We start from the raw sequence: 22,611 nt of genomic DNA on the forward strand, positions 1-22,611 counted from the left end.
CGAGTGGATGCACAAGAGACGCAGAGTTGAGGCGAGTGAATATATGACTAGTAATCAGCCGACTGAAAGCCTGCTTCTGCGGCGGAACTTCCCGCCGTGCCACTGCCCCACCTGCGGCACGGAGGACGTCCCGGAATCCCGGATCCCCACCTCCCAGCTCCTCCCCGTCACACCTCCCCCCGCCCGCTCCTCCACCCCGCCCCCCACCGCCTACCGGCCCTCCACCCGTGGCGAAACCGTCTTCGACGTCCGCTCCATGCGCTGGGGTGCCTTCATGGGCTGGCAGAAGGGCCGGGCCTTCCTCCGGCCCCTCGGCGGCGGCGTCGAGTGGGACACCGAACCCCGCTGGCTGTCCACCACCGAACCGGAAAGCTGAGCCACCGCCCCCCATGAGCATGATCGACAAAGTCACCGCCGAGGACCGCCGCGACGCCGCCGACATCCTCGACGACCTCCAAGCCGTCCTCCACGCCGCCGACGTCAAGCTCCCCTCCCTCGGCATCGACTGGCACTCCGCGAAGGCCACCGGCGTCATCCTCATCGACCTCGGCGCCGCCCGCCCCGATGTCATCGAGCGCCTCGTTCTCGTCCTCCGCCGAGGAATGGCCCGGTGAACCCCGTGAACCCCCGCCAGCCGCGCGACGTCCTCGCCGCCTCCCTCCTTATCGCGGCCACCGGCCTCGCCCTCGCGACGCTGGCCACCGTCCCCCTCCCGCCGCGCACCCCGAAGGAGACCGCCCTTCTCCTCTTCCTCCTCGTCTTCCTCAACTCCGTCACCGCCGGCGTCACCGTCGCCGAGCCCTACGTCCGCCGCGCCGCCACCCGCCGCGCCCCGTACTGACCCGCCATCCCGCTGCGCAGGAGGTCGGCCCCTCCGACCTCCTGCGCCACGGAGCGCACTCCGACAGGGGATCCGCCCCCAAAACCGGTTGACCCATCCGGGACGATGGGGGCGTGATCACCAGGGAGCGCGCCATCGAACTCGTCGAGTCCTACCTGGCCGGGATGGACTGGCCGGGCGGCGGTCCGGCGCCCGAGGTGGCGGTGTACGCCGTGGAGGAGCACTCCGTCGGCTGGCTGGCCTTCTGGGACACCGCCGCGTACGCCCGCACCCGGGACGCGCGGCTCAGCTTCGGTGGCGGCGGCAGCCACGTGCTCGTGGACCTCGAAGACGGCAGCCTGCACTTCGTCCCCAACGCCCGTGACCTGGACGAGGGCTGGGAGGACCACTACCTCCTGGAGGCCAAGGGCGTCCGCCGCCCGGACCCGCTGGCCGCCGAGGTCCGCGCCCTCGTCCGGTCCGCCGGGGCCGTGGCCGCGCTGGCCCACCTGCGCAAGCGGGCCCCGAAGCTGGGCCTGCCGCAGGCCAGGGCCTACCTGACGGCCGTCCGCGACGGCGCCGAACCGCCGGAGGAGCTGGCGAGCCTCACCCGCACGGAACCGAGGTGGCCGCTCCGGCCCGTCGAGAGGTTGGCCGGGCCCGCCGAGTGACGGACCGGCGGGCCCGAATTGGCTGGCCACGGACACGTCCGAGCTGCGACGATGCACGGATGATCACTCTCAAGGACGAGCTCGGCCACCTCTCCTACGTCGTCTCCGGCGACGGACCGCCCGTCGTCCTCGTGCACGCCGGCGTCGCCGACCACCGGATGTGGGACGCCGTCGTGCCCGCGCTCGCCGAGCGGTACACCGTCGTCCGGTACGACCTGCGGGGCTTCGGCGAGTCGGCGCCCCCGACCGGGCCGTTCCGCGAGACCGACGACCTGCTCAGCCTCCTGGACCACCTCGGCCACCAGCGCGTCGGGCTCGTCGGCGCCTCCTGGGGCGGCCGGGTGGCCGTGGAGTTCACGCTCGCCCACCCGGACCGCGTCCACTCCCTCGCACTGCTCGCGGCGCCGTGGCCGGGCTACGACTGGTCGGCGGACATGGTCGCGTACGACGAGGCCGAGACCGCCGCGCTGGAGGCCGGCGACCTCGACACCGCGGTCCAGGTGAACCTCGACATGTGGCTGCGCGGCCCGGCCCGCGGCTGGGACGAGGTGGCCCCGGGGCTGGCCGACCGGCTCCGCGGCGCGGTGCGGACCTCGCTGGTGAACCAGGGCGTCGTGGGCGAGCACTCGCAGGGTCCCTCGGGCCGCGAGGTCTCCGCCGTCGCCGTGCCGACGCTGGTGGGCGTCGGCCGGCTGGACGTCCCCGATTTCCAGGCCATCGCCCGCCGCTACGCCGCAGAGATCCCGGGCGCCACCCTGGTCGAGTTCGCCACCGCCGCGCACCTCGTCGCGCTGGACGCGCCGGAGGAACTCGCCGCCGCGCTGGGGTCGTTCCTGGCTGCCTGACGCCCGCCTCCCGCCTCCCGCGTCAAGGCGTCGGAGCCTCGCCGCGCTCCTGGGCCGCCATGACCTCGTCGCCGTGCTCGAACGCCCAGGCGCCGACGGCGTCGATGGGGGCGAGGAAGGTGCGGCCCAGCCCGGTGAGCCGGTACTCGACGCGGGGCGGGGCGCCGGGCAGCGGCCGGCGCTCGACCAGGCCGTTGAACTGGAGGCGGCGCAGCGTCTCGGTGAGGACCTTGGAGCTGATACCGCCGATACGCTCCCGCAGTTCGACCGGGCGCAGCGGCCCGTCGCGCAGGGCCCAGAGGACCACGGCGTTCCACGTGTTGGAGAGCAGGTCGAAGGCGAGACGGGCGCGGCAGTCGGCCAGGAAGGCGTTGGTGGTCACGTACCGAATGGTGCCTGACGGGTTCTCTAGCGTCGCTGGGGACGGCGTCGAACGGCGCCGAACGACCCCGAGGAGGCGGCGCGATGAGGATCGGTGTGCTGGGCACGGGCAACATGGCGGACGCGCTCGCGACCCACTGGGCGCGGGCCGGGCACGAGGTGCGGGTCGGCGGGCGGGACGCGGTCCGGGCTGAGCGGCTCGCGCGGCGGATCGGCTCTGGCGCCGAGCCCGCCGGGCTGCGGGCGGCTGCCGCGTTCGGCGAGGTGGTGCTGGCCGCGCTGCCCTACGGGGCGGGGGCGGAGGTGGTCCGGGAAGTGCGCGCGGAGCTGGACGGCACGGCGCTGGTCGACTGCTCGAACCCGGTCGGCCCCGGCTTCCGGCTGCTGACGGACGGCGGACCCTCCGCCGCCCGGCGGCTCGCCGAGGCCGCCCCCGGGGCCGCGGTGGTCAAGGCGTTCAACCTCTGCCACGAGGACGTGTGGCGGATGCGGCCACCGGTGTTCGACGGCAGGCCGCTGGCCGTGCCGCTCTGCGGGGACGACGCGGCGGCCCTCGCCGCGGTGTCCGAGCTGGTGCGGGACGCCGGCTGCCGGCCGGTGGCCGCCGGCGGACTGGACCGGGCGGGGCTGCTGGAGGCGACCGCCGCGCTGTTCATCGGTCTGTGGGTCGGCGAGAACGCCGACGCGCAGGCGATCGCCCCACCGCTGGCGTACGCGGCGGGGGAGCCGACGACCGCCACCCGCACAGCCGGTCAGGACGGAGTGAAAGGGGGCGGAACGGGACGACGGGCCCTGTCGGCCGGGACGTCGGGACCGGGAGCGTGAGCGGGAACGGTCCGTACCGAGAGGGGCACGCGATGGCGGAGTACCGCAACGACCACGGGGCGGACGTCGATCCGCACGACCTGGAGATGGTGGCCTTCCGCTCCACGCCCGAGGGCCGGGCGCGCGACGCGCTGCGCGCCGTCAACGCCGACATGCGGCGGAACTACGCCGCCCTGAAAGGCGAGTTGACCACCCACCTCACCCCGGTGATCGTGGTCCAGAACGACGCCCGGGGCGGCCGCTACACCCTCGTCGACGGCGGCGAGCGGGAGTCCCTGCACCCCGTCCCCGAGGTGTTCGAGCTGGCGAAGTCGATCGCGCACGTGCCGCTCGGCGTCTACACGATCCTCGCGCCCCACCTGACCGGACCGGAGGGGCTCGGCTGGGTGCGCCCCCTCCAGGACTTCGCGGAGACGCTGACCGCCGCCCGGCAGCGGCTCCCCGCCGCCGGCCTGCCGCGCGAACTGGAGGCGTCCTCGCGCCGGATCCTCGACGGGGCGCTGCGCTTCGTCGCCGGGTCCGTGGAGCACGGCACCTTCAGCACCCGCTCGTTCACCGAGTTCACCGGCGCGGTGTACGGCGACGTCCGCACCACCATGCGCCACGCCGCCCGGGCCCAGATCACCGGGGTGGAGGCGGTGATGCGGCGCTGGCGGCGCCGGGTGGGGGAGGAGCGGTGGCCGGACCTCTACGTGGTGGTCCTCTCGCTCTGGACCACCTCGGTGCTCAACCAGAACAGCATCATCATCGAACGGTTCATGGCCCCGGCCGCCGCGCCCTCGCACCTCATCGACCTGCCGACCGCCGAGCCACCCGCCGACCCCGTCGCCACCGCCCTCGACAACCTCGCCCGGATCGTGCAGGACAACGTCGCCGCCGAACTGGTCTTCCCGGCCGACCAGGAGATCGCGGACGCCCTCAAGGGCCGGGAGGACCTGCTCTCGGACGCCATCCAGGAACAGCTGGCCTGCCCCTACCGGGACGGACGGGCGGCGGGGGCGGCGGCGGGCGGAAAACCCGTCGAACGCCCGGCCGGTCGCGCCGTACGCTGACGCGCATGGCGTACACCAAGACCTCCTATGTCTGCCTGCCCTGCCGGGCCTCCTACAAGCAGCCGTACGGCAGCGGCACCGACGCACGGCGCTGCCCGCGCTGCGCCGGCACGCTGATTCACGCGGGCTCCGCCTTCGCCGCCCCGCCCCGACGGGACGCCGCCGCCTGGCGGACCCTCACCCTGCTCCTGAACGCGGGCATCCGCTTCCACAAGAGCTGCTGCGGCGGCCCGGGCTACCGACCCCGCACCCGCCACGAGGTACGCGAGCGCACGCTCTACGCCCGCCGCTCCGGCGAGCCCCTGGAGCGGGCACTTCTGCACCCCGAGGTCCCGTGGGAGCGGACGATCACCGGGTGAGACGGCCGGAATCTGTTTGCGGGTGTTCGCGATTGGGTCTTCAATGGTCCGGACCACTACGGGAGGACGCACACCTATGACCATTCCTCAGCGCACCGTCGTCCTGGGCACCTTGGGTTTCGGAACGGCCGTCGACGAGGAGACCTCGTTCGCCATCCTGGACCGGTTCGTCGAGAACGGTGGCACGGTCCTCGACACCGCGAACAACTACGCGTTCTGGATCGGCGACGCCACCGGGGGCGAGAGCGAGGCCGTCATCGGCCGCTGGCTGGCCAGCCGCAAGGCGCGCGACCAGGTCGTCATCAGCACCAAGGTGGGCGCCCGTCCCACCGTGCCCGGGGCCGGGCTGGAGGCGGCCGAGGGGCTGTCCGAGAAGGTGATCCGGGCGGGGATCGAGGGCAGCCTGCGGCGCCTCGGGACGGACCACGTCGAGGTCTACTGGTCGCACATCGAGGACCGCGCGGTGCCGCTCGACGAGACCGTGCAGACCCTCGCCGAGCTGGTGACCTCGGGCAAGGCGGGCGCGGTCGGCGCCAGCAACCACGCCGTGTGGCGGGTCGAGCGGGCCCGCGCGCTCGCCGGGGACGGGCCGCGCTACACCCACCTGCAGTACCGGTACTCCTACCTCCAGCCCCGCTTCGACGTGCCGCTGCGCTCCGCCGGCCATGTGCACGTGACCTCCGAGCTCCTCGACTACGTCCACGCCGAGGGCGACCTGCGGCTCTGGGTCTACAGCCCGCTCCTCTCCGGCGGCCTCACCCGCGACGACGTCGAGATCGACGCCGCCTACGACCACCCGGGCACGCCGAAGCGCCTCGCCGCACTGCGCGCCGTGGCCGAGGAGACCGGCGCCACCATCAACCAGGTGACGCTCAGCTGGCTGCTCGACCACGAGGCGGGCCTCCTCCCGCTGGTCGGCGTGAGCCGGATCGCCCAACTCGACGAGGCGCTCGGCGCCCTCGACGTGCGACTGACGGCGGAGCAGCGCAAGCGCCTGGACGAGGCCGCGCTGTAGGCCCCGTCCGCGGGGGCCCGGCCGGGCCCCCGCGGACGGTCGGCTCAGGCGGTCGGGTAGCCGATCCCGGCGATGTCCTCGGCGAGTTCGGCCGGTTCGACGTCCGGGTTGAGGGCCGCCACGACGGCCGCCGTGAGCGGACGCAGCGCGAGCACGTGCGCGATCGCCGCGCGGTCCAACGCGTCCTCGCACTCGTAGTACTCCTCGGCCCAGACCGCGTACGCCTCCGCCAGGTCCTCGGCGGCCAGCAGGTCGAACAGCTCCACCCCGCCGGTGGGCGCCGCCGACGGGGCCCGCCACGCGGCGTCCCCGGGTTCGCGCCAGAAGCAGACGGTGGCGAGCGGTGCGCCGTCCTCCGCACCGAACGCCGGCTCGTCGACGTACGCGCGGAACGCCGCCGGCACCTCGGCCGTCAGCGCCGGCCCGGCGTTCGGCGCTGTGTGGTCGAACCCGCGCGCGTACGCCCCGGCGGCGGAGAGGACGAGGAACCAGTCGTCGCCCTCCCCGTCGCGCATCGACGCCATCTCCTCGCCCTCGCCCCACTGCGAGTCGAAGGAGTAGTAGCGGCCTCCCCAGTCGGGGCTGAGGATCGCTTCGAGCATGGCGAGCCCGCGGCAGCGGTCCCGGAGGGCCGGGCGGTCGGGCAGCCGGGCGAGGAGTCCGTGCAGGTCAGGGGCGTCGTGCGGGCCGTGAGTGTGGTGCATGTCCGGATTCAAGCAGATGCCACTGACAGCCGGCCTCGCCCGCGGCCGGTAGCCGTCAGGGAGTGTCGCTCAGCGCGTAGGTGCGGAAGGTGGCGAGCAGGGGCAGGACGTCGGTCTTGGCCGGCTCCTCGGTGACCGCCCGCATGGCGTCGATCACGGCGTGCGCGATCACCTTCACCACGTCGAGGTCGTCCCCGGCCGTCGCGCCCCAGGCGCGCAGGGTCCGGGTGAGCAGGGCGCTCATCCGGGCGCCGATGTTGGAGCTCACCGCGTCGGTGAGTTCGGCGAGTTCCGCGTCGGTCATGCTCGACCGCAGGCCGAAGGCCAGCGCCATCAGCGTGTCGACGGCGTGCTCGCCGTAGCGCGCGACCACCGCGGCGAGCGGCTGCTCGGCCGGTCCCCGGACGGCCAGCGCGGCCAGGGCCTCGTCGTCGTCCTTCCACGCCGCTTCGAGCGCGGCGAGGGCCCGCAGGGCCTCGTCCACCATCAGGCCATCCGTCATGCGGAGAACGGTATTGAGCGCTCCGGCGTCGCGGGCGGGGTCCGGCCGCGATCTCACCCGTTCGAGCGAAAACCGCCGGGTTCCGCCACGCGGACGCCGCTGCGCGGCCCCGGCGCGGGCTCAGCCGACCCCGGCTCAGCCGGCCCCGTGCTCGGCGGTGAAGGCTGCGGCGTCCCAGTGGCCGTGCAGCGCGGGCGCCAGCGCGGCGACCGCGAGCGCGGGGAAGTCCTCGGTCAGGCCCGCGCGTTCGGGCAGTACGCCGAGCAGCGGGGCGCCCGCCGCGCGCGGCAGGTCGGCCAGGTTGCAGCGGTCGGCGAGGCCGGGGGAGTCCGGCCAGGCGCCCACCACCACGCCGAGCAGCGGCAGGCCGCGCGCGTCCAGCGCCTCGGCCGTCAGCGTGGTGATGTTCAGCGTGCCGAGACCGGCCGTCGCCACCAGCAACACCTCGGCCGGCAGGCCGAGTTCACGCACGGCGCGGGCCTGGTCGGCCAGCGTCCGGCCCTGCTCGTCGTAGCGGACCAGCAGCCCGCCCGCGCCCTCGACCAGCACCAGGTCGTGCCGCTCGGCCAGGGCGGCGACCTCCTTCGCCACGTCCTCCGCCGGCAGGCAGGGCAGTCCGGCCCGCCGGGCCGCCGTGTCGGGCGCCAACGGCTCGGGGTAGCGGGCGAGTTCGCGCAACGTCAGGGAGTCAGCCGACGGCGCGGCCGGACCGGCCAGCCGGCGGACCTCCTCGGCGTCGCCCGGCTCGTCCGGGCCGACCCCGGTCTGCCCGGGCTTGAGCACCGCGACCCGCAGGCCCGCGCGCAGCGCGCTCGCCGTGACGGCCGCCGTGGTGACCGTCTTGCCGACCTCGGTGCCGGTGCCGGTCACGAAGACGACCCGCCCGTTCGCACCCGCGTCCATCCGCCCGTCCGTCCGTTCGTCGATCCCGTCGCCTGCCATGCCACTCATCGCGCCACCCCCGGTCACCCGGCCACCGCCGCCGCCGTCACGGCCGCGGCGATCCGCGCCACGTCCTCGTCGCCGGTCACGAACGGCGGCATGGTGTAGATGAGGTCCCGGAACGGGCGCAGCCAGACGCCCTCCCGCGCGGCGGCCTCGGTCGCCGCCACCATGTCCACCGGGTGGTCGAGTTGGACGACGCCGATCGCGCCGAGCACCCGCACGTCCTTGACGCCCGGCAGCGCGGCCGTGTCCGCCAGGCCGGTGAGCAGCCCGGCCTCGATCCGCTTGACCTCGGTCGCCCAGTCCTGCCCGAGCAGCAGCTCGATCGAGGCGTTGGCGACCGCCGCCGCCAGCGGGTTGCCCATGAACGTCGGCCCGTGCGCCAGGACGGGCATCTCGCCCCGGCTGATGCCGTCCGCGACCTCCGCCGTGCACAGGGTGGCCGCCATGGTGAGATAGCCGCCGGTCAGCGACTTGCCGAGGCACATCACGTCCGGGGAGACGCCCGCGTGGTCGGCGGCGAACAGCGCGCCGCTGCGGCCGAAGCCGGTGGCGATCTCGTCGAAGACGAGCAGCACCCCGTGCCGGTCGCACAGCTCGCGCAGCATCCGCAGGTAGCCGGGGGAGTGGAAGCGCATCCCGCCCGCGCCCTGCACCACCGGCTCCACGATCACCGCCGCCAGCTCGTCGGCGTGACGCTCCATCAGTTCCTCGAAGGCGCGCACGTATTCGTCGTCGAGCGGGGCGTCGAAGCCGGCCGGCGGCTCGGCGGCGAACAGCTGGTGGGGCAGCACCCCGCCCCACAGGTGGTGCATGCCGCCCTGCGGGTCGCAGACCGACATCGGGTGGAAGGTGTCGCCGTGGTAGCCGCCGCGCCAGGTCAGCAGCCGCCGCTTCTCCGGCCGTCCGACGGACTGCCAGTACTGCAGGCACATCTTCATCGCGACCTCGACGGCCACCGACCCGGAGTCGGCGAGGAACACGTGCCGCAGCGGCTCCGGCGTGATCTCCACCAGGGTGGCGGCCAGCCGGACGGCGGGCTCGTGGGTGAGCCCGCCGAACATCACATGGCTCATCCGCCCCAGCTGCTCGCGCACCGCCTCGTCCAGCACCGGGTGCCCGTACCCGTGGATCGCCGCCCACCAGGACGACATGCCGTCGACGAGCTCGCGGTGGCCGCCCGCGGCCGGGGCGGCCAGCCGCAGCCGGACGCCGGACGCGGACTCCACCACGTACGGGGTGACGGTGCCGGGCATCGGCCCGTACGGGTGCCAGACGTGCGCCCGGTCGAGCGCGAGCAGGGTGTCCGTGGACAGCTGGGGCATGGGGAGACGTCTTTCCGAGGGAAGGCGGTCGGGGCGGGAGCCGGAGCTCAGGCGTTCGGCGCCAGCTCGGTGCCGGCGCCACGGCGGCGGACCCGCACCAGGTCGGTGCGCGCCTCGTCGGTGCCCTCGGTGCCCTCAGCGCCGGCCTCGGTCTCCGCCGCGTGGCCGTGGCCGTGCCCGCCGCACGGGCCGCAACCGCCGCCCGTCCCGCAGCCCGCGGCCTCCGGCGCGGCCGCGGTCCCGGCCTCCGCCCCGGCCGCCTGGCCGTGCCCGCCGCCGCACGGGCCGCCACCGCCGCCGGCGCCCGCCGCCGCGTCCGCGGCGATGTCCGCCCGGTGCCGGGGCAGGGTGCCCTCGCCCATGCCCTCGATCTCGAAGCCGCCGTCCCGGATCATGTCGAGGTCGGCCTGCCCGGCCTGGCCCTCACTGGTCAGGTAGTCGCCCAGGAAGATGGAGTTGGCGAGGTGCAGGCCCAGCGGCTGCATGCTGCGCAGGTGCACCTCGCGGCCGCCGGCGATCCGCACCTCGGTGTCCGGGTTCACGAACCGCACCATGGCCAGGATCCGCAGGCAGCGCTGCGGCGAGAGGTTCCACTCCTTGGCCAGCGGCGTGCCCTCGAACGGGATGAGGAAGTTCACCGGCACCGAGTCCGAGCCCAGCTCGCGCAGCGCGAAGACCACGTCCACGAGGTCCTCGTCGCTCTCGCCCATGCCCGCGATCAGGCCCGAGCAGGCCGACAGGCCCGCGCCGTGCGCCTTCTGCACGGTGTCCACCCGGTCCGCGTAGGTGTGGGTGGTGGTGATGTCGCCGTAGGTGCCCTCGGAGGTGTTGAGGTTGTGGTTGTAGGCGTCGACCCCGGCCGCCTTCAGCCGCTCCGCCTGGTTGTCGGAGAGCAGGCCCAGGCAGGCGCAGATCTCCACCGCCGGGTCGGCCTCCTTGATGGCCGCGACGGTGTCCGTCACCCGGTCGATGTCCCGGTCCGTCGGACCGCGGCCGCTCGCCACCAGGCAGACCCGCTTGGCGCCGCCCGACACGCCGGCCTTCGCCGCCTCGGCGGCCTGACCCGGCTTGAGCCAGGTGTACTTCAGGATCTCGGCCTTGGAACCCAGCCGCTGCGAACAGTAGGAGCAGTCCTCCGGGCAGAGCCCGCTCTTCAGGTTCACCAGGTAGTTGAGCTTGACCCGGCGGCCGAACCAGCGCCGTCGCACCCGGCCGGCGGCCGCGACCACGTCGAGCAGCTCGTCGTCGGTGGTGGCGAGGACGGCGAGCGCCTCCTCGCGGGTGGGGGTCTCCCCACGCAGGCCCTTGGCGGTGAGGGTATCGAGCAGATCCATGGGCCTGATCCTGCCTGCTGGGCCGCGACGGACGCCAGAGGAAACCCACCAGAAGATCCCGGGGAGGATGTGCGAGTTGTCACAGTGGCGAAGCTCACGGTAGTGGCGCCGGTCACCTCGGCGGACGGGCCCCGCGACGCCCGCCGCCGCGGGCGTTCCCCGAGGTCCGCCGGCCGCCCGGCCGACCGCCCGACCCAGTGATCTCCACCACCCGTGACCTGCATACAATCGGGCGCATGACCACGCAGGGGGAGCGCGCCCCGTCATCGGCGGAACCGCCGGCGGAGCGGCCGGCACACGACATGTCAGAACGGCCGCCCGGGGCGTACCGGGCCAGACGGGTGACCGCCCGACGGGTCGTCGGCTGGGTCACCGTCATCGGTGTGGTGGCCGCCGGCGGCTGGATCGTCACCCGCCCCACGCCCGGCGACTACATACCCGGGCTGGGCCCCTCCAGCAAGGAGGCGTCCAAGACCCCGCCGATCGTCGGCGCCCCGCCCCCGCGCACCGTCTCCGACCCCGAGGCCCTCGACGTCGACGCGTACTTCCCCGCCCAGCGGGTCGTCGAGTCCGGCGGCTACAAGGGCAAGCGCTCCGGGGTGCGCCGCGGCGACAACTGCGTCGAGGTGCTGGAGGACCGCACCCTGGAACTGCTGCGCGAGGTCGGCTGCAAGGGCTACCTGGCGGTCAGCTTCACCGCCCAGGAGAAGCCGGTGCTGAGCAGCGTCACGCTGCTGCGCTTCGCCGACGCCCCGTCGGCGGCCCGGGCCGCGGAGGCGCTGCGCGCCAAGTCCGGCGCGGTCGCCTTCATCCTGCCGGACGCCTCCACCGCCCCCGCCCTGCCGGCGGGCGCGGCCCGGCCGGCCACCGAGCCGCGGGTCGAACTCGTCGGCCACTACGTGACGGTGACCAGCTCCCGGCCCGCCGACCCGCACCCCGGCGCCACCGCCGGCGCCCCGGCCGGCGGGACCGCCTCAGCGGCCGGCAGCCCGTCCGCCTCCCCGGCGATCCCGCTGCCGGTGCCCTCGTCCGGCACCGCCGGCCTCGACCAGCTGCTCGACGAGGCCACCCGGGCCGTCTCCTACACGGCGGGCGCGCCGTTCGTCTGGATGTAGCACCGCCCACCGCCGTCGCGAACGGCGGGAGGGGCGGGCCGCAGCCCGCCCCTCCCGCCGTTCGCGCTCTTGCGACCCGTCAGCCGCCCAGCCGGTCCACGGCGGTGACCCGCACCACCGCGCGGCCCTCCTCGTCCGAGCCGTACAGGTCGACCTCGGCGCTGATCCCCCAGTCGTGGTCGCCCGCCGGGTCGTCGAAGATCTGCCGGACCCGCCAGGCGGAGTCCTCCTCCTCGATGATCAGCATCTTCGGGCCGCGCGCGTCCGGACCGGTACCCAGGTCGTCGTACTCGTCCCAGTACCCGTCCAGGGCGTCCGCCCAGCGGTCCGCGTCCCAGCCGTACTCGCCGTCCAGCGCGCCCAGCTCGTCGTAGTGCTCCAGCGCGCACAGCTCCACCCGCCGGAACATCTCGTTGCGCACCAGGACCCGGAACGCCCGCGCGTTCGCCGTCACCGGCGCCGGCTTGTCGTCCAGCACCACCTCGGCGGACTGCGGCTCGGTCGGGTTGGCGAGCTGCTCCCACTCGTCCAGCAGGCTGGAGTCGACCTGGCGGACCAGCTCGCCCAGCCAGGCGATGACGTCCTTCAGGTCGTCGGTCTTGACGTCCTCCGGGACGGTCTGCTCCAGCGCCTTGTACGCGCCCGCCAGGTAGCGCAGCACGATGCCCTCGGTGCGGGCCAGCTCGTAGAAGCCGACGTAGTCCGAGAAGGTCATCGCCCGCTCGTAGAGGTCCCGGACCACCGACTTCGGCCGCAGCTCGTGGTCGCCGATCCACGGGTGCGCCCGCCGGTACACCTCGTAGGCGTGGGTGAGCAGCTCCTCCAGCGGCTTCGGGTAGGTGATCTCCTGGAGCCGCTCCATCCGCTCCTCGTACTCGACCCCGTCGCGCTTCATCTCGCCGATGGCCTCGCCGCGCGCCTTGTTCTGCTGCGAGGCGAGGATCTGCCGCGGGTCGTCCAGGGTCGCCTCGACCACCGACACCACGTCCATCGCGAACGACGGCGAGGTCGGGTCGAGCAGCTCGAAGGCGGCCAGCGCGAAGGTGGACAGCGGCTGGTTGAGCGCGAAGTTCTCCTGGAGGTCCAGGGTCAGCCGCACGATCCGGCCCTCGGCGTCCGGCTCCGGCAGCCGCTCCACCACGCCGCCCTCCAGCAGCGAGCGGTAGATGGCGATCGTCGTACGGATGTGCCGGCGCTGCGCGGCCCGGTCCTCGTGGTTGTCGGTGAGCAGCTTGCGCATCGCCTCGAAGGCGTTGCCCGGCCGCCCGATCACCGACAGCAGCATCGCGTGGCTCACCTTGAACCGGGAGACCAGCGGCTCCGGGTCGGCGCCGATCAGCTTCTGGAAGGTCTCCTCCGACCAGCCGACGAAGCCCTCCGGCGCCTTCTTCCGGACGATCTTGCGCTTCTTCTTCGGGTCGTCGCCCGCCTTGGCGACGGCCTTCTCGTTCTCGATGACGTGCTCGGGCGCCTGCGCCACCACCTGCCCGACGGTGTCGAACCCGGCCCGCCCGGCCCGCCCGGCGATCTGGTGGAACTCGCGGGCCCGCAGGATCCGCACCCGCTGCCCGTCGTACTTCGACAGCGCCGTGAACAGCACCGTACGGATCGGCACGTTGACGCCCACGCCGAGCGTGTCCGTCCCGCAGATCACCTTCAGCAGACCCGCCTGCGCCAGGCGCTCGACCAGCCGCCGGTACTTCGGCAGCATGCCCGCGTGGTGCACACCGATCCCGTGCCGGACGAAACGCGAAAGATTGCGGCCGAACTTGGTGGTGAAACGGAAGTTGCCGATCAGCTCGGCGATGGCGTCCTTCTCCGCCTTCGACGACATGTTGATGCTCATCAGCGACTGCGCGCGGTCCACCGCCTCCTTCTGCGTGAAGTGCACGACGTACACCGGCGCCTGGCCGGTCTGCAGCAGCTCCTCCAGCGTGTCGTGCATGGTGGTGCGGCGGTACTCGTAGAACAGCGGCACCGGACGCTCCGTGTTGCGCACCACCGTCGTCGGCCGCCCGGTGCGCCGCGTCAGGTCCTCCTCGAACCGCCGCACATCGCCCAGCGTCGCCGACATCAGCAGGAACTGCGCCTGCGGCAGCTCCAGCAGCGGGATCTGCCAGGCCCAGCCGCGGTCCGGCTCCGCGTAGAAGTGGAACTCGTCCATCACCACCTGGCCGATGTCCGCCCGGGCCCCGTCGCGCAGCGCGATCTGCGCCAGCACCTCCGCCGTGCAGCAGATGATCGGCGCCGTCGGGTTCACCGAGGCGTCACCCGTCATCATGCCGACCTGCTCGGTCCCGAACATCTTCACCAGGTCGAAGAACTTCTCCGACACCAGCGCCTTGATCGGCGCCGTGTAGAACGTCCGCTGCCCCTCCGCGAGCGCCGCGAAGTGCGCACCCGCCGCCACCAGGCTCTTCCCCGAGCCCGTCGGCGTCGCCAGGATCACGTTGTTCCCCGACACCAGCTCGATCAGCGCCTCCTCCTGCGCCGGGTACAGCGAGATCCCGCGCTCCTCCGCCCAGGCGGCGAACGTCTCGTACAGCGCGTCGGGCGTGGCGGGCTTCGGCATCAGATCAAGGAGGGTCACCCGGCTATCTTGCCTGCTCGCCGCCGCCCCCGGCAAAGCCCGGGATCACTTGGCGGGGACGGCGGGGGCCTGCTCGGCGAGCCGGACGTCGGGGCAGCCCTCCTGGCGGACGACCTCCTTCGCAGTGCGCAGCGCCAGCTCGGTGTAGTCCTGGGCCACATCCCGGGCCGGGCGTCCCGACAACCAGATGTCGCCGCTGACGGCTACCTCCCGGTAGACGTCCTCGGGGTGCGCCTGCCGGTCGCTGTCGCACCGGAAGAGCACCACCGGGCGGCTCCCGAGATGGAGCCAGGCGCTGGTGCCGGTACCGAGGTCGAGCACCTTCGTTCCGTCGCCGGCCGCAACGGCTGCGGTCATCGACCGGGTCTGCGACTGGGCCGAGGACTCCATCAGTTGTCGGACTTGGATCCTCACGGCGAAGTCGTCGCCCGTGGGGCTCCAGGTGACCCCGCAGCTGACCTGCTCACTCCGGCCGGACAGGTCGCCGCGCGGGGTGTGCTCCTGCGCTCGGCCGTCCGCGCCGACCAGCGGCCTGATCTGGTCGCCGGTGAGAAGCCCCCAGCAGGCGCTGGTCGGCACCTCCACGGACTGCCACGGCTTCCACGCCCACAGTCCGCCGCCCACGGCTGCGGTCATCACAAGGGCGACGGCGGCGTGCCAGGGGCGGACCCGGGACCGGCGCGGGGGCGGGTCGTCGGGGGCGGGCGGGATGATGTGGGCGACGTCAACCATGTCTCAAACGCTCTCGGTCGTGGCCGGGGGTGTTGCTGTCGGGATGGCGGGCACGTCTAGCCTTCCTTCGGCTTCGTGGGAAAGTGATGGTCGTAGGCGCCCTTGCCGCTGGTGAAGCCGGTGTTCTCCTCGTTGGCGGCGCGGCGGGCGACATCGTTGATGTAGTTCGGGTCGACGCCCGCGTTGCGGCCGCCGTCGCGGACCGCGCTGATGATCGCCTGCTGAGCGTTGGCCTCGGCGTTCTCCACCCATCCGCCGGCCTTGTCGATCGCCTCGTTGCGGGTGTCCACCTTGTAGCTGTCGGCAAAGCTGTCCATGATCTTGTTGGCCGCGGCGTCGATGCCCTCGCCGATCAGGGGCGCCCGCTCCTTCAGCGCGTCGCCGGCGAACGACCAGAGCTGGCCGGCGAGTTCCCGCTTGCTGTTGACGGCCTCGTTGTACTTGGCGTCACTGGTGGTCTGCTGGGTGTACACCTCGTCGACCATGGCGCTGGTGAGCAGGCCGTTGACCTGCCCGGCCGGCTTTGCGATGTTCTCGATCGCCAGGGACAGGTCCTTGTGCAGCTCGGGGTGGGCGAACACGTCCTCGATCTGGGCCGTGGTGTACGCCTGCTGCCCGGCCGCGATCGCGGCGTAGGCGTTCGGGTCGTGGCCGAGCGTGCCGACCAGCCGTGTGACAGCGGTTGGGTCGAGGAGGTGCTTCTCGGCGCCCTTACCTTCCATGGCGTCCTGGACATCGCCGATGTAGTTGGCCGTCATGTCGCCGAGGCTGCCGTTGAGGCTGGCGAAGGGCGCGTGCTCGCCGCGCAGCAGGTCCGGGCCCTCGCCGGTGCCGAACTTGTCCACGACCTGCTTCATCAGGCCCTCCATCGCCGCCGTGTGCGGCGGGAACTTCCCGGCCGTGTCGTCGTACGCCTTGCCCGTGGTGGCCGCCTCCAGGGCGTGGCCGAGGGCGGTGACGTCGAAGGGGTCGGCGGTGCCCGGGTTGGGGCGGGGCGGGTACTGCTGGTCGAGCAGCAGCGAGCGCTCGCCCTTGTCGGTGAACATCTCGAAGTAGGTGTTCTTGCCGCCCGTGCTCTTGACCGTGCCGTCCGGGTTGTACGTGGTCGGCGCGTCGTGGAAGAACTTGGTGGCCGCCTCCGGGCTGTGGCCGAGGGCCTCCAGGACGGCGGACATCGGGTTGATGCCCCGGATGTTGCCGTCCTTGTCCGGCACGCCGACGAACTTGAGCTCGGTGAACGGGTAGGTCGCCTTGCCGGCCGCGTCCCAGCGCATCGGGTTCTCGTTGGTGAGCTGGGTGACGTGCTCGGCGACCGGGTTGAGGAAGTGCGGGTCGTACTTCCCGCTGCGCAGGATGTTGCCGAGGATCTGGTAGCCGTACGGGCTGTGCGCCGGGTCGGCGCCCGCCGGGACGGGGATCTGGGTGGCGCCGGCCTTGCGCAGGCGCGCCTCCCAGTCGTCGGAGACGTGCGGCTGCTGCTTGCTGTCGGTGGCGGTGGCCAGGGTGAGGCCGAGGCCGTCCTGGATGTGCTTGACCGCGTCCGCGCGCGCCGGGCTGCCGGCGAAGTCGGCGCTCTGGGCGAGGGCGCCGTAGGAGGCGAGGAAGGTCTGCGGGTCCTGCTTGCCGTAGAAGGCGGAGGCGAACCGCGGGTCGGCGCCGTGGTGTTCGAGCAGCGACCGGAGGTGGGCGAGTTCGGCGTCGGTGGCCTTGCCCCCGGCGCGGACGATCCGGGCGGCGTCCGCGGCGTCGGCCTCGGCGATGCCGCCGACCGCGAGGGGGTTGAACTCGGTGGTGTCGTTGCCGGTGTCCAGGGCGAGCGCGCTCGCCGCGCCGGTGTCGGCCTCGGTGGCGCGGTCGAGCGCGGCGGCGATCTCCTTGGCGACGGCGGTGGCGTTGGCCTGGTTGGTCCTGGCGTAGTCGGGATCGTTGCGGTCGGCCTGGTCGGTGGCGGGCGGCCAGTGGACGCTGCCGTCGGCGGCGACGGTGAGGCCCTTGTCGGCGGCGTGCCGCAGCGCCGTCTCCAGGTCCTTCTTGGCGGCCGCGAACTCGTCGTGCGCGTCGCGCAGGGCGCGGGCGATCGCCGAGCCCTCCTCGAAGGCGTTGTGGATGTTGTCCCGGGTCTTGGTGAGCGCGGTGGCGGCGGTGCCGGCGGTGTCGCCGTGCCAGCCGGAGTGCTGGACGGCGCCGATGACGTCGTTCTGCATCCGGGTGGTGAGGTCCCACTTGCGGAGCAGCTGCTCGAAGTCGCCGGCGGCGGCCGAGAGGGCGGTGAGGTCGACGTGCTGGAGCTGGCTGAAGGTGACCATGGTCGGCGTCGTTCCTCTGCTACTGCTGCGGCGCGAACTGGGCGTGGATGGCGGCCTCGGTCTGCGCGTAGTTCCGGGCGGTGGTGTCGAGGTTCCCGGCCAGCCGGCCGACCTCCAGGGAGAGGTTGTTCGCCTGGTCCGACCAGATGCTCCAGGCGGTGGTCAGCCGGCCGCCGGTCTCCCACCCGCTGAGCGCGGCGGCCGCGGCGGCTACGTGCTGGGCCGGCTGGGTGAGCTCGGTCTTGACGGCGGCCTGAAGGGCGTGCGCGTTCTGCGCGGCCTTCTGCAGCAGCGGCGGGTCGGCCTTCAGGGTCTGCCCGCCGGCCAGTGACACCGGGGCGGCGTTCGCGCCCGCCAGGTCCGGGAACTGCTGCTTCGCCTCCGCGGTCAGGTTGCCCGAGCTGTCGAACAGCCACGGGTTCATCCGTCGCTCGAATTCCAGGTCCGCCACTTGTGTATCCCCCCATGTCCGGAACGGTGGCGAGGCTAATCGGGAGCGAACAAAAGACGGAAACTCATGACCGAATCTTTGAATTCTTTGCCATTTCATGGGAATGGAAATGAAGCGGAGGGATTGTCTCGGTGGAATCCGGATGAACAGGATGTGCGCGCCGCCGTCACGACTGTGCTCAGCCGCACATTGCCCGCCCCGCGCCCGCCGTGCCAGAGTGCCGACCATGGTCAACCGCGTCGCGCCCGCCCCGTCCGTCCCCGCCGCCCCCGGCGCCGTCTTCGACTGGCTCGACGAGACCGCCGAGCAGCGGGCCGCGGCCGGACTCACCCGGACGCTGCGCAGCAGGCCCGCCGACGATCCGGTGCTCGACCTCGCGGGCAACGACTACCTCGGGCTCACCCGGCACCCCGCCGTCACCCGGGCCGCCGCCGATGCCGCGCTGCGCTGGGGCGGCGGGGCGACCGGCTCCCGGCTGGTCACCGGCACCACCGCGCTGCACACCGAACTGGAGGAGGAGCTCGCCGCGTTCTGCGGGGCGGAGGCCGCCCTGGTGTTCTCCTCCGGCTACACCGCCAACCTCGCCGCGCTCACCGCGCTCACCGACCCCGACACCCTGATCGTCTCCGACGCCTACAACCACGCCTCGCTGATCGACGGCTGCCGGCTCGCCCGCGCCGACGTCCACCGCGCCCCGCACAGCGACCCGCGGGCCGTCGCCGACATCCTCGCCGGACGGGCCCGGCGCCGCGCCCTGGTCGTCACCGACTCCGTCTTCTCGGTCGACGGCAACGCCGCCCCGCTCGCCGAACTCGCCACCGTCACCCGCCGGTTCGGCGCCGCCCTGCTCGTCGACGACGCGCACGGCCTCGGCGTCCTCGGCCCCGGCGGCGCCGGCGCCCCGGCCGCCGCCGGCCTCGCCGGCGCGCCCGACCTGGTCACCACCGTCACCCTCTCCAAGTCGCTCGGCTCCCAGGGCGGCGCCGTCCTCGGCCCGCGCCGGGTCGTGCGCCACCTCGTCGAGACCGCCCGTACCTTCATCTTCGACACCGGCCTGGCCCCCGCCGCCACCGGCGCCGCCCTCGGCGCCCTGCGCCTGCTGCGCGCCGAACCCCACCGCGCCGACCGCGCCCGCGAGGTCGCCCGCACCCTCGCCGCCCGCCTCACCGCCGCCGGCCTGCACGCCTCCACCCCCGACGCGGCCGTCGTCTCCGTCCGCGCCCCCGGCCCCGAGGCCGCCGTCGCCTGGGCCGCCGACTGCCGCCGCGCGGGCCTCGCCGTCGGCTGCTTCCGCCCCCCGTCCGTCCCCGACGGCGTCTCCCGCCTCCGCCTCACCGCCCGCGGCGACCTGACGGACACTCAGATCGCCGACGCCGTCCGCATCATCGCGGCCACCGCCCCGGAGGGCGCCGAGACGGCGGGCTGATCCCACCTCGCCCGGTCGGACACTGCGGTCAACTCCGCTGAGACAGAGCATTGGTGACTGATCGTCCGGCTGTCATACTGGCGGCCCGGTCGGCGGTCGGCGGTCGGCGGTCGGCGGTCGGCGCGGGACGGCGGCCCGCAGCCGGAGGACCTCTACCGGTGGCGCAATCTGGCGATCGCCGCCCTCCGCTCGGACCTCGACCTCGCCGGGCTGGAGTCGTACGACTTCCAGGCCGGCTCCACGATCCTGGCGGATCTGCGGCGGGAGCTGGAGTCGGCCGAGCGCGGTCCGGGGCGCGGTCCTGGGCGCCGGGACGGCCGCCGGACCGCGGGCCGGTTCACGCTCCGCCGGACCGCCGGTCCTCCGGTCGGGACGACGGCCCGGCCGACCGGACGCCGGTCCGTGCCCCCGCCCGCTCCGCCCGCCGACGGCCGCTGACGAACCCGGGCCACCCACAGCTCCTACAGCCCCGCGAGCTCCCGCAGGAACGCCGTCCCGTCGTCCCGGCGGCCGGCCGCGATGCGCGGGGCGGCGATCAGGACGGCCGTCGCGCGGCACCAGGCGAGGAGCCGGTCGGCGTCCGCGCCCGGCACCAGGCGGGCCAGTTCGGCGATCCGGGCGGCCAGCGCGGCCGGGTCGGTCACGCCGTCGAGGGCCCAGTCGACCAGGTCGAAGTCCGGGTCGCCCAGGCAGGCGCGCGGGTCGATGGCCACCGGACCGGCCGGGCCGAGCAGCACATTGGCCGGGTGCAGGTCGCCGTGGACGAGCGCCAGCGGGCTGCCGTCGCCGGTCAGTTCGCGGGCGAGGGCCCGGGCGTTCGCCGTCGGCACCCCCGGCGCCCGGCGCTCGGTCAGGTCGAAGAGGAACTCGGCGCGCTCCGCCAGGGAGGGGAGCGCGGCGCGGGGCGGCGCGGCCACCGAGCGGAGCTCGCCCAGCAGCCCGGCGACGTCCGCCGGGCGCCAGCCGTGCTCGCGCAGCGGCGTCCCCGGCGCGACGTCGGCCAGCAGCAGCGCCCCGGCCCCGGCGTCCTGCTCCAGCGGACGCACCACCGACGGCACCTCCCGCCACGCGGTCAGCGCCACCGCCTCCTGCCGGGCCACCTCGGCGTCCGGCGTCAGCTTGAGCCACACGGCCGCGCCGTCGGCCGGCCGCTCGCAGCGGAACACCCGCGCCGTGCCGCCCCCGCCGGCCGCCCGCACCGCCAGCCCCCAGCGCTCGGCCAGCGCGTCGACCAGCCGCGGCAGCTCCGCGCACCAGGCCTCGGCGCCCGGGCCGAAGCGGGTCACCAGCCGGGCCCGCACCTCCTCGGGGACGATCGTCAGAGGGTTCACGGCTGCCCCAGCACCAGCAGGGTCTCCGCGCCCACCGGCCGGTAGCCGGCCGCCTGGAAGGCCCGCACGCTCGTCGCGTTGCCCGGAGCCTGCTGCGACCAGAGCCGGTCGCCCTCCGGCAGCAGGTGCCGGGCCGCCACGGCCAGCGCCCGCCCCAGGCCGCGTCCGCGCGCCGCCGGGTCGACCTCCACCGAGCACTCCCAGCGCCCGGCGACGCCGCGACCCAGCACCAGGACCCCGAGCCCGCCGTCCGCCTCGAAGACCCGCACGTCCTCGCGGTAGCGCAGCGCGCGCACCACCCGCGGATGCCCCCGGTCCGCGACCGGGGTGAGCGCCAGCGGCGGCTCACCGGGCAGGCGGTCGGCCACGGTCAGCAGGTCGATGTTGCCGTTCACCCGGCCGGTGCGCCGCGCGAACGCGGTGAGGAAGGGCGGGCAGAGCGGCGCCGCCAGCGGGTCGCTCGGTACGGCGGCCAGCGTCGCCCGCACCCAGTCCGGGTCCTCGTCGGTGAACACCACCGCGTGGGCGGAGAAGGACACCACCCCGGCCTCGCGCGGCGACGGCTGCGGCACCACCGTCACCGATCCGTCCGACGGCGGGAACAGCCCGCCCGCCGCGTCCGCCAGGATCTCCCGCAGCCCCCGTACACCCACCGTGCGCCCCCTTTGTGATCTTCGTCGGCGGTCAGCCTACGTGATCACGTCACACCCCGATCGGGCTTCAGGGGTCAGGTCTTCTTCCGGGCCCGGCTCGGCTGCACGCGGGTCGGCTCGCCCGCCGCCTTCGGATGGTCCGGCGGGTACGGCAGCTCCCCGTGCGCGCCCTCCGCGACCTGCCGCTCGTACAGCTCCAGCAGCCCCTCCAGCCGGAACGCCTCGTCCGCCATCCCCGCGTGCGGATCGCCCACCTCCGCGAACCGGGCCGGCACCGTCCGCAGGTCGAAGTCCTCCGGCAGCGCGTCGTCCAGCTCCTCCCAGGTCAGCGGCGTCGACGCGGTCGCCCGCGGCCGGGCCCGCAGCGAGTACGCGGAGGCGATCGTCCGGTCCCGCGCCATCTGGTTGTAGTCGACGAAGATCCGCTCCCCGCGCTCCTCCTTCCACCACGCCGTCGTCACCCGCCCCGGCAGCCGCCGCTCCAGCTCCCGGCCCAGCGCGATCACCGCGTGCCGCCCGTCGGTGAACGTCCACTCCGGCACCAGCGGCACGTACACGTGCACCCCGCGCCCGCCCGAGGTCTTCGGCCACCCCCGCAGGCCCTGCTCCTCCAGGACGGCCCGCAGCTCGCGCGCGATCCGCACCGCGTCCCGGAAGTCCGTGCCCGGCTGCGGGTCCAGGTCGATCCGCAGCTCGTCCACATGGTCGGTGTCGGACCTGCGCACCGGCCACGGGTGGAAGGTCAGACAGCCCAGGTTCGCCGCCCACAGCACCGCCGCCGGCTCGGTCGGGCAGATCTCGTCCGCCGAACGGCCGCTGGGGAAGGCGATCCGCGCCGTCGGCAGCCAGTCGGGCAGGCCCTTAGGCGCCCGCTTCTGGTAGAAGAACTCGCCCTCCACCCCGTCCGGGAACCGCTGCAGCGTGGTCGGCCGGTCCCGCAGTCCGCGCAGCACCCCGTCCGCGACCGCCAGGTAGTACTCCGCGACGTCCAGCTTGGTGAAGCCGCGCTCCGGGAAGTACACCTTGTCCGGGTTCGACAGCCGGACGGTGCGCCCGGCGACATCCAGTTCCACGGCAGAGCCCATGCCACTCACGCTAAGCGCGGCCCGCCCACCGCGCCTGTGCTGAGCTGCGTACCTGTGCTGAGCTGGGCACCTGTGCTGACCTGGGGGCCTGCGCTGACCTGCACGCCTGTGCCGACCTGCGCGCCACCGCGCGGCGGGCCCGCT

The 22,611-nt window shown here is 74.0% G+C and carries 24 protein-coding genes; 11 read left to right on the forward strand and 13 right to left on the reverse strand.

All coding sequences use genetic code 11. The features are described 5' to 3' along the window. Positions 1–43 precede the first annotated feature (43 nt). From ACFP3U_RS00115 to ACFP3U_RS00135, 5 genes are all read left to right on the forward strand, one after another. Positions 44–376: a hypothetical protein gene (locus ACFP3U_RS00115; RefSeq protein WP_380222935.1), complete on the forward strand. Its 333-nt coding sequence runs from the start codon at positions 44–46 to the stop codon at positions 374–376. 13 nt (positions 377–389) lie between these two features. Next, positions 390–614, forward strand: a complete 225-nt coding sequence (locus tag ACFP3U_RS00120; protein WP_380222936.1) for a hypothetical protein — start codon at positions 390–392, stop codon at positions 612–614. Beyond that, positions 611–841 carry a hypothetical protein gene (locus tag ACFP3U_RS00125; RefSeq protein WP_380222937.1) on the forward strand — a complete coding sequence of 77 codons (231 nt, stop codon included), beginning with the start codon at positions 611–613 and terminating at the stop codon, positions 839–841. The genes ACFP3U_RS00120 and ACFP3U_RS00125 overlap by 4 nt, the downstream gene beginning before the upstream one ends. Positions 842–954: 113 nt before the next feature. Further along, entirely contained in the window at positions 955–1,491 is a 537-nt protein-coding gene (locus ACFP3U_RS00130; protein ID WP_380222938.1) for a hypothetical protein, read from the forward strand. A gap of 59 nt (positions 1,492–1,550) precedes the next feature. Continuing rightward, positions 1,551–2,336: an alpha/beta fold hydrolase gene (locus ACFP3U_RS00135; protein WP_380222940.1), complete on the forward strand. Its 786-nt coding sequence runs from the start codon at positions 1,551–1,553 to the stop codon at positions 2,334–2,336. A 22-nt stretch (positions 2,337–2,358) separates the two neighbouring features. On the opposite strand, the gene ACFP3U_RS00140 is transcribed toward ACFP3U_RS00135, so the two are convergent. After that, on the reverse strand, positions 2,359–2,718 hold the full coding sequence (locus ACFP3U_RS00140; protein ID WP_380222941.1) for a winged helix-turn-helix transcriptional regulator: 360 nt from the start codon (positions 2,716–2,718) through the stop codon (positions 2,359–2,361). An 83-nt stretch (positions 2,719–2,801) separates the two neighbouring features. Between ACFP3U_RS00140 and ACFP3U_RS00145 the strand changes: the two genes are divergently transcribed. From ACFP3U_RS00145 to ACFP3U_RS00160, 4 genes are all read left to right on the forward strand, one after another. After that, positions 2,802–3,542, forward strand: a complete 741-nt coding sequence (locus tag ACFP3U_RS00145) for an NADPH-dependent F420 reductase (protein ID WP_380222942.1) — start codon at positions 2,802–2,804, stop codon at positions 3,540–3,542. A gap of 32 nt (positions 3,543–3,574) precedes the next feature. Continuing rightward, the gene (locus ACFP3U_RS00150) at positions 3,575–4,594 is read left to right on the forward strand and encodes a hypothetical protein (RefSeq protein ID WP_380222944.1); all 1,020 of its coding nucleotides are present in this window, start codon (positions 3,575–3,577) and stop codon (positions 4,592–4,594) included. A gap of 5 nt (positions 4,595–4,599) precedes the next feature. Continuing rightward, the gene (locus ACFP3U_RS00155) at positions 4,600–4,953 is read left to right on the forward strand and encodes a deoxyxylulose-5-phosphate synthase (RefSeq protein ID WP_380222945.1); all 354 of its coding nucleotides are present in this window, start codon (positions 4,600–4,602) and stop codon (positions 4,951–4,953) included. A 76-nt stretch (positions 4,954–5,029) separates the two neighbouring features. Next, on the forward strand, positions 5,030–5,968 hold the full coding sequence (locus ACFP3U_RS00160) for an aldo/keto reductase (RefSeq protein ID WP_380222946.1): 939 nt from the start codon (positions 5,030–5,032) through the stop codon (positions 5,966–5,968). A gap of 44 nt (positions 5,969–6,012) precedes the next feature. Here the strand turns inward: ACFP3U_RS00160 and ACFP3U_RS00165 are convergent, their stop codons facing one another. The 5 genes from ACFP3U_RS00165 to bioB form a co-directional block, all read right to left on the reverse strand. Next, positions 6,013–6,672: a hypothetical protein gene (locus ACFP3U_RS00165; protein WP_380222947.1), complete on the reverse strand. Its 660-nt coding sequence runs from the start codon at positions 6,670–6,672 to the stop codon at positions 6,013–6,015. Between the two features lie 55 nt (positions 6,673–6,727). Beyond that, entirely contained in the window at positions 6,728–7,174 is a 447-nt protein-coding gene (locus tag ACFP3U_RS00170; RefSeq protein WP_380222948.1) for a hypothetical protein, read from the reverse strand. Positions 7,175–7,309: 135 nt separating this feature from the next. Next, the gene (gene bioD / locus ACFP3U_RS00175; RefSeq protein ID WP_380223289.1) at positions 7,310–8,077 is read right to left on the reverse strand and encodes a dethiobiotin synthase; all 768 of its coding nucleotides are present in this window, start codon (positions 8,075–8,077) and stop codon (positions 7,310–7,312) included. Between the two features lie 62 nt (positions 8,078–8,139). Then, positions 8,140–9,444, reverse strand: coding sequence for an adenosylmethionine--8-amino-7-oxononanoate transaminase (locus tag ACFP3U_RS00180; RefSeq protein ID WP_380222949.1), 1,305 nt, complete (start codon positions 9,442–9,444; stop codon positions 8,140–8,142). 47 nt (positions 9,445–9,491) lie between these two features. Further along, a complete protein-coding gene (bioB, locus tag ACFP3U_RS00185) occupies positions 9,492–10,778 on the reverse strand; it encodes a biotin synthase BioB (protein ID WP_380222950.1) in 1,287 nt (428 codons plus the stop codon). Positions 10,779–11,014: 236 nt separating this feature from the next. Between bioB and ACFP3U_RS00190 the strand changes: the two genes are divergently transcribed. Continuing rightward, complete coding sequence (locus tag ACFP3U_RS00190; protein ID WP_380222951.1) at positions 11,015–11,893, forward strand: hypothetical protein; 879 nt, start codon at positions 11,015–11,017, stop codon at positions 11,891–11,893. A 79-nt stretch (positions 11,894–11,972) separates the two neighbouring features. On the opposite strand, the gene ACFP3U_RS00195 is transcribed toward ACFP3U_RS00190, so the two are convergent. The 4 genes from ACFP3U_RS00195 to ACFP3U_RS00210 all read right to left on the reverse strand — a co-directional run bounded on the left by ACFP3U_RS00195 (position 11,973) and on the right by ACFP3U_RS00210 (position 17,972). Then, complete coding sequence (locus ACFP3U_RS00195) at positions 11,973–14,465, reverse strand: DEAD/DEAH box helicase (RefSeq protein WP_380223290.1); 2,493 nt, start codon at positions 14,463–14,465, stop codon at positions 11,973–11,975. A 63-nt stretch (positions 14,466–14,528) separates the two neighbouring features. Continuing rightward, complete coding sequence (locus ACFP3U_RS00200; RefSeq protein ID WP_380222952.1) at positions 14,529–15,215, reverse strand: hypothetical protein; 687 nt, start codon at positions 15,213–15,215, stop codon at positions 14,529–14,531. 56 nt (positions 15,216–15,271) lie between these two features. Next, complete coding sequence (locus ACFP3U_RS00205; RefSeq protein ID WP_380222953.1) at positions 15,272–17,521, reverse strand: hypothetical protein; 2,250 nt, start codon at positions 17,519–17,521, stop codon at positions 15,272–15,274. A gap of 19 nt (positions 17,522–17,540) precedes the next feature. Then, on the reverse strand, positions 17,541–17,972 hold the full coding sequence (locus ACFP3U_RS00210; protein ID WP_380222954.1) for a hypothetical protein: 432 nt from the start codon (positions 17,970–17,972) through the stop codon (positions 17,541–17,543). A 226-nt stretch (positions 17,973–18,198) separates the two neighbouring features. On the opposite strand from ACFP3U_RS00210, the gene ACFP3U_RS00215 reads away from it, so the two are divergent. Further along, positions 18,199–19,398, forward strand: coding sequence for an 8-amino-7-oxononanoate synthase (locus tag ACFP3U_RS00215; protein WP_380222955.1), 1,200 nt, complete (start codon positions 18,199–18,201; stop codon positions 19,396–19,398). A gap of 461 nt (positions 19,399–19,859) precedes the next feature. Here ACFP3U_RS00215 and ACFP3U_RS00220 read toward each other — a convergent pair whose 3' ends face one another. The 3 genes from ACFP3U_RS00220 to ligD all read right to left on the reverse strand — a co-directional run bounded on the left by ACFP3U_RS00220 (position 19,860) and on the right by ligD (position 22,455). Next, positions 19,860–20,729, reverse strand: coding sequence for an aminoglycoside phosphotransferase family protein (locus tag ACFP3U_RS00220; protein ID WP_380222956.1), 870 nt, complete (start codon positions 20,727–20,729; stop codon positions 19,860–19,862). Next, positions 20,726–21,382, reverse strand: coding sequence for a GNAT family N-acetyltransferase (locus ACFP3U_RS00225; protein ID WP_380222957.1), 657 nt, complete (start codon positions 21,380–21,382; stop codon positions 20,726–20,728). The genes ACFP3U_RS00220 and ACFP3U_RS00225 overlap by 4 nt, the downstream gene beginning before the upstream one ends. A 74-nt stretch (positions 21,383–21,456) precedes the next feature. Beyond that, a complete protein-coding gene (gene ligD, locus ACFP3U_RS00230; protein ID WP_380223291.1) occupies positions 21,457–22,455 on the reverse strand; it encodes a non-homologous end-joining DNA ligase in 999 nt (332 codons plus the stop codon). Between the last annotated feature and the right edge of the window lie 156 nt (positions 22,456–22,611).

The organism is Kitasatospora misakiensis (genome assembly GCF_042656005.1).
GTDB classification, from domain to species: Bacteria; Actinomycetota; Actinomycetes; order Streptomycetales; family Streptomycetaceae; genus Kitasatospora; species Kitasatospora misakiensis.

Bases quoted from the DNA above. Each gene is read 5' to 3' on its own strand.
- ACFP3U_RS00205 (WP_380222953.1), bottom strand. From the start codon at position 17,521: ATGGTCACCTTCAGCCAGCTCCAGCACGTCGACCTCACCGCCCTCTCG.
- ACFP3U_RS00165 (WP_380222947.1), bottom strand. From the start codon at position 6,672: ATGCACCACACTCACGGCCCGCACGACGCCCCTGACCTGCACGGACTC.
- ACFP3U_RS00120 (WP_380222936.1), top strand. From the start codon at position 390: ATGAGCATGATCGACAAAGTCACCGCCGAGGACCGCCGCGACGCCGCC.
- ACFP3U_RS00135 (WP_380222940.1), top strand. From the start codon at position 1,551: ATGATCACTCTCAAGGACGAGCTCGGCCACCTCTCCTACGTCGTCTCC.
- bioB (WP_380222950.1), bottom strand. From the start codon at position 10,778: ATGGATCTGCTCGATACCCTCACCGCCAAGGGCCTGCGTGGGGAGACC.
- ACFP3U_RS00215 (WP_380222955.1), top strand. From the start codon at position 18,199: ATGGTCAACCGCGTCGCGCCCGCCCCGTCCGTCCCCGCCGCCCCCGGC.
- bioD (WP_380223289.1), bottom strand. From the start codon at position 8,077: ATGGACGCGGGTGCGAACGGGCGGGTCGTCTTCGTGACCGGCACCGGC.
- ACFP3U_RS00195 (WP_380223290.1), bottom strand. From the start codon at position 14,465: ATGCCGAAGCCCGCCACGCCCGACGCGCTGTACGAGACGTTCGCCGCC.
- ACFP3U_RS00155 (WP_380222945.1), top strand. From the start codon at position 4,600: ATGGCGTACACCAAGACCTCCTATGTCTGCCTGCCCTGCCGGGCCTCC.
- ACFP3U_RS00160 (WP_380222946.1), top strand. From the start codon at position 5,030: ATGACCATTCCTCAGCGCACCGTCGTCCTGGGCACCTTGGGTTTCGGA.
- ACFP3U_RS00145 (WP_380222942.1), top strand. From the start codon at position 2,802: ATGAGGATCGGTGTGCTGGGCACGGGCAACATGGCGGACGCGCTCGCG.
- ACFP3U_RS00190 (WP_380222951.1), top strand. From the start codon at position 11,015: ATGACCACGCAGGGGGAGCGCGCCCCGTCATCGGCGGAACCGCCGGCG.
- ACFP3U_RS00170 (WP_380222948.1), bottom strand. From the start codon at position 7,174: ATGACGGATGGCCTGATGGTGGACGAGGCCCTGCGGGCCCTCGCCGCG.
- ACFP3U_RS00200 (WP_380222952.1), bottom strand. From the start codon at position 15,215: ATGGTTGACGTCGCCCACATCATCCCGCCCGCCCCCGACGACCCGCCC.
- ACFP3U_RS00150 (WP_380222944.1), top strand. From the start codon at position 3,575: ATGGCGGAGTACCGCAACGACCACGGGGCGGACGTCGATCCGCACGAC.
- ACFP3U_RS00115 (WP_380222935.1), top strand. From the start codon at position 44: ATGACTAGTAATCAGCCGACTGAAAGCCTGCTTCTGCGGCGGAACTTC.
- ACFP3U_RS00180 (WP_380222949.1), bottom strand. From the start codon at position 9,444: ATGCCCCAGCTGTCCACGGACACCCTGCTCGCGCTCGACCGGGCGCAC.